Genomic DNA, 7,249 nt, shown 5'->3' with positions numbered 1-7,249 from the left:
CACATCACCGGCTGATGCACCGCAAATCCGGGTTCGTCGGGAAATGGGAAATCCGCATCGGTGTCGACAACAAACCGTGGTTCATCCCACCACCCTCGATCGACCCCGGACAGCAACCCAGGCCGGCGAACACCACCTTCAAAACCTGAGAAGAACCTCAGGCACAACAGAACACGGCCAGGCCTGTTTCAGACCCGCTGCTCTGTGTCCGACCGATTGGTGGGAGGTGGAGTCGAATGGTTGCGTGCTTTCGGGGCGGCTCTACTTTCGGGTGCCCGTGTGGCCTGTCCCACTCAGTGGGTCATTATTCCGTCGTTGCCGCGCCGGTTGTGCCAGGTCATTTGGACGTCTGACCTGCAGTGCAAAATCTTTCGTTAGAACACGTTCCAATTTCGCAGATTTGTGGCTATGGTCACAGAGATAGATGCGGGTGTGCGAATGAAAGGGTGAAGTGACGTGAAGACCAAGGGTGCAATCCTGTGGGGCCTCAATGAAAAGTGGTCCGTCGAGGAGATCGAGATCGGTGAGCCGGTAGCCGGCGAAGTTCAGATTCGCATGGAAGCGGCCGGAATGTGCCACTCCGATCACCACATCGTCACCGGCGCGACCCCGATGCCGTCGTTCCCCGTCATGGGTGGGCACGAGGGTTCGGGCGTCATCACCAAGCTCGGCCCGGAGGTCAAGGGTCTGGAGGTCGGCGACCACGTCGTTCTGTCCTTCATTCCGGCTTGTGGAACCTGTCCGGCGTGTTCGGCCGGACATCAGAATCTTTGTGACCTCGGGATGGGCCTCCTCAGCGGCCAAGCCATCAGCGACGGCACGTACCGGATCCAGGCTCGCGGCGAAAACGTGATCCCGATGTGCCTGCTAGGGACGTTCTCGCCCTACATGGTCGTGAACCAGTCGTCAGTGGTGAAGATCGACAAGGACATTCCGTTCGAGGTTGCCGCACTCGTCGGTTGCGGCGTTCCGACCGGTTGGGGATCGGCAACCCACATCGCCGATGTGAAGCCCGGCGAAGACGTTGTGATCATGGGTGTCGGCGGCGTCGGTATCAGTGCGCTACAGGGTGCAGTTGCATCGGGCGCCCGGTACATCTTTGCCATCGACCCCGTGCCGTGGAAGCGTGAGCAGGCTCTGAAGTTCGGCGCAACGCACGCTTTCGAAAGCGCTGCCGCTGCCATTCAGCCGATCATCGACGCTACGTATGGCCGCATGGCACAGAAGACGATCATCACCGTCGGCGAAATGAGGGGTGAGTACGTCGAAGAAGCGATGATTCTGACGGCAAAGGCCGGCCGTTGTGTCGTCACCGCAATGGGGCACCTGACGGACATGGATGTGAAGCTGAACCTGTTCCTGATGTCGATGCTTCAGAAGGACCTTCAGGGCAACATTTTCGGCGGTGGCAACGCTCGCCAGGACGTGCCGAACCTCCTCGCGATGTACAAGGCAGGCAAGCTGAACCTCGACGACATGGTGACTCGGACATACACGCTCGAAGGCGTGAACGACGGCTACCAGGACATGTTGGATGGCAAGAACATCCGCGGCGTCATCCGCTACACCGAAGCTGACTGGTGATCGGAAGCGCAACTCTTGTGCCAGTAGTCTGATCGGGTGCCCAGTACTCACAGTCTCGACGTAATCCAGCAGTGGCCGGTCGACAATGCGGCAGCGGTCGTCCTCTCCGGGAAGAATCCCGGTGAGGGCGACCGCATTCGTGGTTTCAGTGGCGACCAGGCGCATGTTTTCCCCCTGGCTTCGGTGACAAAACTGTTGTGCGCCTACGCGATTCTCGTGGCAGTGGAGGAGGGGGCGGTCGAGTTGGATGGGCCGGCCGGGCCGGAGGGGTCGACCGTTCGTCATCTCCTCGCACATGCTTCGGGATTGGCATTCGCCGAACGTGTTGTTCAGGCGCCGGTGGCGTCGAAGCGGATCTACTCGAGTGCGGGGTTCGAGGTGCTTGCCGAGTTGGTTTCCCGGGAGACCGAGATCGAATTTGCCGACTATCTGGCCGAGGCGGTGTTCGCGCCATTGGCGATGACCAGCGCGGCTCTTGTCGGTCCGGCCGGTCACGGTGCGCAGGCATCGGCAGACGACTTGGCCAAGTTCGCGGCTGAACTGCTCTCGCCGACTCTGGTCTCGGCGCAGACGTTCGCAGAGGCGACAACTGTGCAGTTCCCGGGGCTCAACGGAATTCTTCCGGGCTACGGCTCTCAGCGCCCCAACGACTGGGGGCTCGGATTCGAAATTCGGGGCGACAAGCGTCCGCATTGGACGGGTCTCGAGAACTCGGCCGCTACCTTCGGTCATTTCGGCCAGTCCGGGACGTTCCTGTGGGTCGATCCCACGATCGATACTGCGTGCGTCGTGCTTACCGATCGCGATTTCGGTGATTGGGCCAAGCCTTTGTGGACCGAATTGTCGGATGGCGTGGTCGGTGAAGTTTCGCGGTAGAGCACAAATTTCTCTCCTTCCACTGGCGCAACACGGGTAACACAAGGCACACTGTTCAATCGAGCGTGCTGCACGAACTCGACAGAGGTCGTTGGGGAAGACGTCCCTCGTCGAAGCAGGAGGCTCGAGTGCGCGAAATGAATCAATTCGCGGACGTGACGACTGGTGTGGTTTACATCCACTCGTCGCCCGCGGCGCTGTGCCCGCACGTGGATTGGGCTTTGTCCGCCACGTTGGACAGCCCTGCCAAGCTCAGATGGACCTCACAGCCTGCCTACGACGGGCTTCTGCGTGCGACGACGGACTGGACGGGTCCCGTCGGAACCTGTGCCCGCCTGGTCGACTCGCTACGCGCGTGGCCGATGTTGCGGTTCGAGGTCACCGAGGACCCGAGTCACGGCGTCGACGGCGAACGGTACAGCCATGTGCCAGGTCTGGGCCTGTGGCGCGGATCCACCAGTGCGAACGGTGATGTCGTCGTAGGGGAGATGAAACTGCGGTCCATCATGAATTCCGGTGGAGACATCGCCGCGGAGATCGATCGGGCGATAGGCGCACCGTGGGACGAGGAACTCGAACCCTTCCGGAGTTCAGGCGAAGGTGCCGAAGTGACATGGCTGCGAAGGCGTGTCAGCTGACCGAGGTCCATCCTGAACCTTGAGTGCTCTCGCGGCTTGAACGACTAAGACTTGAATGACAAAGGTGGGCCCCGCCGTATCGGCGAGGCCCACCTTGCTGTCCAGGGATGTCAGAGCGGAATGTTCTTGTGCCGCGCGCGGACAGACGGCGCAGACGCGAGCGCAGCAGTGACGATGCTGCGAGTCTTCGCCGGGTCGATTTCCTCGTCGACGACGCCGATTTCGACAGCGCGGTCGACGCCGCCTGCGATCGCCTCGTGTTCGGCAGCAAGACGGTCGTGCAATGCTTCACGCTCGTCGTCCGGCGCTGCAGCGAGAGCTCGCTTGTGCAGGATGCCGACAGCAGCCTTCGCACCCATCACGGCTACTTCGGAGTTGGGCCAAGCGAATACGGCCGTGGCTCCCAGTGCTCGCGAGTTCATCGCGATGTATGCGCCGCCGTAGATCTTTCGAGTGACGACGGTGACGCGGGGGACAGTCGCCTCGGCGAAGGCGTGAAGCAGCTTCGCTCCGCGGCGGACAACGCCTTCCCACTCCATCGACACGCCCGGCAGGTAGCCCGGAACATCCACGACGACTACGAGCGGTACGCCGAATGCGTTGCACAGTCGCACGAATCGAGCGGCCTTCTCTGCACTTTCGGAGTTCAGGCACCCCCCGAGTCGCAGTGGGTTGTTCGCGATGACGCCAACGGTGCGTCCGGCCATCCGGCCGAAACCGGTGACGATGCTCCGAGCGTAATTGCCTTGCAGTTCTTCGAAACTCGACTCGCCTTCGACGTTGTCGAGCATTTCGTGAACGATCGGACGAACGTCGTATGCACGTTTCGCGGAGGCAGGCATCATGGCGCGCAGATCGCTGTCGCCGAGTTCCGCTGCCCGCTGATCGAATTCGCCCTGCTCGCACATCATCGAAACCAGGCGGCGTGCGCGGTGCAATGCGTCGGCCTCGTCGTGTGCGGCGATGTGCGCGACACCCGACTTCTTGGTGTGTGTGTCCGGACCGCCGAGTGACACCATGTCGACCTGTTCGCCGGTGACACTACGAACTACGTCTGGCCCGGTGACGAACACTCGGCCTTCCGGCGCCATGATCACGACATCGGTGAGGGCTGGACCATACGCGGCTCCGCCAGCGGCAAAGCCGAGCACGACGGAAATTTGAGGTATGAGACCCGACGCGCGGACCATGGCCTCGAAGACCAGTCCGACGGCGTGGAGTGCTTCGACGCCTTCAGCCAGACGCGCGCCACCGGAGTGCCAGAGGCCCACGATGGGGGACTCTTCCTCGATGGCGGTATCGATGGCTTTGACGAGGTGTTTGCAACCGTCGACGCCCATGGCGCCACCCATGACAGTGGCGTCGGAGCAGTATGCGATGGTGCGGACGCCGTCGATGTTTCCGGACGCGGCGAGCACACCGGACTTGTCACGGGCGTGGAGCGGCACTGTTGTGCCGGGGTCGAACAGATTTTCCAGGCGCGCAAGAGGATCGCGCGGGTCTGTCGATGATTCGGACTTTGTCACGGGGGCCAGGATGGTCATCGCGTCCTCCTTCAGTACGAGCCTTGGGTGGAACGAAAGGTCGGTGTTGTCCGCGGGTGACGTTGTGTTGCAACGACACCCGCGGACAGGTGCAAACCGCGGTTCGGGCTAGGCCCGACCGAAGGCGAGCGCGACATTGTGCCCACCGAAACCGAACGAGTTGTTCAGTGCGAAATCGAAAGAGCCGGTTCGGGGTTCACCCTTGACGACATCGAGATCGATTTCTGGATCCTGGCTGTCAACATTGAGCGTGGGCGGGATGATCCCGTCACGCACTGCCAGAACCGTGAGGACTGATTCGAGGGCGCCGACAGCGCCGATCGAGTGTCCCAGCGCGGATTTCGGGCCGTACACCGCAGCGTGATTGCCGACCGCTGCGTTGATTGCCTTTGCCTCTGCGATGTCACCGATCGGCGTCGCAGTGGCGTGGGCGTTGATGTGCTTGATGTCGGACTTCGTCAGTCCGGCCATCTCGATTGCTCGGGTCATGGCTCGCGCCGCGCCCAGGCCTTCCGGATGCGGTGCCACGATGTGGTACCCGTCCGAAGTGATTCCGGAACCAAGCAGGCGGGCGTGAATCGTCGCCCCGCGTGCCTTTGCGTGCTCCTCGGTTTCGAGGATCATCAGGGCGCCGGCTTCGCCGAAGACAAATCCGTCGCGGTCCTTGTCGAAAGGACGTGAAGCTGCGGCCGGATTGTCGTTGTTGGTGCTCATCGCACGCATCATGGCGAAGCTCGCGATCGGAACGGCGTCGATGAAGCTCTCGACTCCACCAGCCACAACCATGTCCGCGTCACCCATGACAAGCATGCGGTGAGCGTGAGCAATTGCCTCGGAACCTGATGAACATGCCGACACCGGAGTGATGACGCCACCGCGGGCCCCGAGTTCGAGTCCGACCGTTGCGGCCGGTCCGTTGGGCATGACCATCTGCACCGAGAACGGGGACACCTTGCGGTATCCGCCGCCACGGAGCTTGTCGACGGCGTCGATGAGCGTGTCGCCGCCGCCGAGTCCGGTGCCGATGACAACGGCCAGGCGGTCCTGATCGACTTCAGGGCTGCCGGCGTTGCTCCAGACCGTGCGACTCAACGTGAGGGCAAGGCGTTCCACCCAGCTCATCCGTCGAATTTCGACGCGGGACAAGCCCTCGTCCGGTGAAACCTTCAGGTGCCCGCCGATGCGAATGGGAAGGTCGAACTCGTCGATGAACGGGTCATCGAGGATTCCGATGCCGCTTTCGCCGGCGAGGAGCGCCTTCCACGTGCCATCCACATCACCAGCCACCGAGGTCGACGTCGCGAGGCTCGTGACGACGATGTCGGGGAATTTCCCTTTGCGGGTAGAAGCGGAAGTCACGGTCGGCTCACTCTGCGTTCTTGGCTTCGGCGCCTTCGGCTTCGAGCTTCTGGATGTACGCGACGATGTCGCCGACGGTGCGCAGACCTGCAAGATCCTCGTCGGGGACCTTCACGCCGTACTTGTCTTCGGTCTGAACGGCGATCTCGACCATGGACAGGGAGTCGATATCGAGGTCGTCCACGAAGGACTTGTCAACGGTGACCTCGGAAGGCTCGATACCGGTGACCTCCTCCACGATCTGGCCGAGTTCCGCGATGATTTCTTCCTGAGTGTGGGCCACTGGTGTGGCTCCCTTCTTGATCGATTGAGGTGGGGTGAAACGTCCGGCCGCCGTTCGGGCTGATCGGCCGGGTGGGCGTCCGAGCTAGGTCAGCTCGGACAGTGCGGAGATATCCTCCGGGTTCTTGAGGGCCACCGTCGGTGTGCCACGCATTTCACGCTTGGCAATTCCGACGAGGGTTCCGGCCGGCGGGAGTTCCACGATCGCGCTGACTTCTGCTGTCCGCAACGACGCGGAGCAGAGGTCCCAACGAACGGGGCGGGTTACCTGCGCGGCAAGCTTGGTGAGGGCGTCGGCGCCCGAGGAGACGGGTGCGCCATCCGAGTTGGAAAGCAGCGTGCGCGTCGGATCGGAAGGGGTGATCTTGGCGGCAGCAGCTGCGACGGCGTCCTGCGCAGGCGCCATGAAGCGGGTGTGGAAAGCTCCGGCGACGGGTAGTGCGCGGACTCGGGCCTTTTCGGGTGCGTTTGCTGCGAGTTCTTCGAGCGCGGTGAGCAGTCCGGCCGCCACGATCTGGCCGGCCGCATTGCGGTTGGCTGCTTCCAGCCCGAGTTCTTCGATTCGTGCGAGCACTTCGGCTTCGTCTCCACCGAGAACGGCTGACATGCCCGTGGGCTCGAGCGCACAAGCCTTGGCCATCTCGGCGCCACGGAGGGCGGCAAGCGCGACCGCGTCGTCAGCGGAGATAACACCGGCGACCGCAGCAGCGGCAAGTTCACCCACCGAATGGCCGGCAGCGATGACGTCGGCGCCGAGGAGCCCACGTGATTCGATTTCCTCGTATGCCAGCAGAGCAGCGGCAACGACGAGGGGCTGGGTTACCGAGGTGTCGGTGATTTCTTCGGCAGTCGCGGTCGTGCCGAGTCGGACGAGGTCCAGGCCGGCTGCCTTCGACCACACTTCGAGGCGGTCTTGTGCTCCGGGCAGTGCCAGCCAGGGGCTGAGCATGCCGGGTGTCTGAGAGC

Annotated in this window: 7 protein-coding genes and 1 pseudogene; 4 read left to right on the top strand and 4 right to left on the bottom strand. The window is 62.6% G+C overall.

What is annotated here, in order from left to right; genetic code table 11:
- The 4 genes and pseudogenes from RWT78_RS26460 to RWT78_RS26445 form a co-directional block, all read left to right on the top strand.
- Nucleotides 1-149 (top strand): annotated as a pseudogene (locus RWT78_RS26460) (HNH endonuclease); the annotation flags it as partial.
- A 307-nt stretch (nt 150-456) separates the two neighbouring features.
- Complete coding sequence (locus RWT78_RS26455) at nt 457-1,584, top strand: NDMA-dependent alcohol dehydrogenase (RefSeq protein ID WP_054826084.1); 1,128 nt, start codon at nt 457-459, stop codon at nt 1,582-1,584.
- Nucleotides 1,585-1,620: 36 nt separating this feature from the next.
- Complete coding sequence (locus tag RWT78_RS26450) at nt 1,621-2,460, top strand: serine hydrolase (RefSeq protein WP_007735479.1); 840 nt, start codon at nt 1,621-1,623, stop codon at nt 2,458-2,460.
- A gap of 128 nt (nt 2,461-2,588) precedes the next feature.
- Nucleotides 2,589-3,098, top strand: coding sequence for a DUF3145 domain-containing protein (locus RWT78_RS26445; protein WP_003941617.1), 510 nt, complete (start codon nt 2,589-2,591; stop codon nt 3,096-3,098).
- Between the two features lie 110 nt (nt 3,099-3,208).
- Here the strand turns inward: RWT78_RS26445 and RWT78_RS26440 are convergent, their stop codons facing one another.
- From RWT78_RS26440 to RWT78_RS26425, 4 genes are all read right to left on the bottom strand, one after another.
- Nucleotides 3,209-4,642: an acyl-CoA carboxylase subunit beta gene (locus tag RWT78_RS26440; protein ID WP_003941597.1), complete on the bottom strand. Its 1,434-nt coding sequence runs from the start codon at nt 4,640-4,642 to the stop codon at nt 3,209-3,211.
- A gap of 108 nt (nt 4,643-4,750) precedes the next feature.
- Nucleotides 4,751-6,001: a KasA/KasB family beta-ketoacyl-ACP synthase gene (locus RWT78_RS26435; RefSeq protein WP_003941591.1), complete on the bottom strand. Its 1,251-nt coding sequence runs from the start codon at nt 5,999-6,001 to the stop codon at nt 4,751-4,753.
- Between the two features lie 7 nt (nt 6,002-6,008).
- Complete coding sequence (gene acpM / locus RWT78_RS26430) at nt 6,009-6,284, bottom strand: meromycolate extension acyl carrier protein AcpM (RefSeq protein WP_003941649.1); 276 nt, start codon at nt 6,282-6,284, stop codon at nt 6,009-6,011.
- 84 nt (nt 6,285-6,368) lie between these two features.
- Nucleotides 6,369-7,249: ACP S-malonyltransferase (locus tag RWT78_RS26425; RefSeq protein ID WP_314681978.1), on the bottom strand; the 881-nt coding region annotated here is incomplete at its 5' end.

The sequence above is a fragment of the uncultured Rhodococcus sp. genome (assembly GCF_963525155.1).
Taxonomy (GTDB): domain Bacteria; phylum Actinomycetota; class Actinomycetes; order Mycobacteriales; family Mycobacteriaceae; genus Rhodococcus_F; species Rhodococcus_F qingshengii.
The sequence above is the reverse complement of the archived record's forward strand: the minus strand, read 5'-3'. Positions and strand labels throughout refer to the sequence as shown.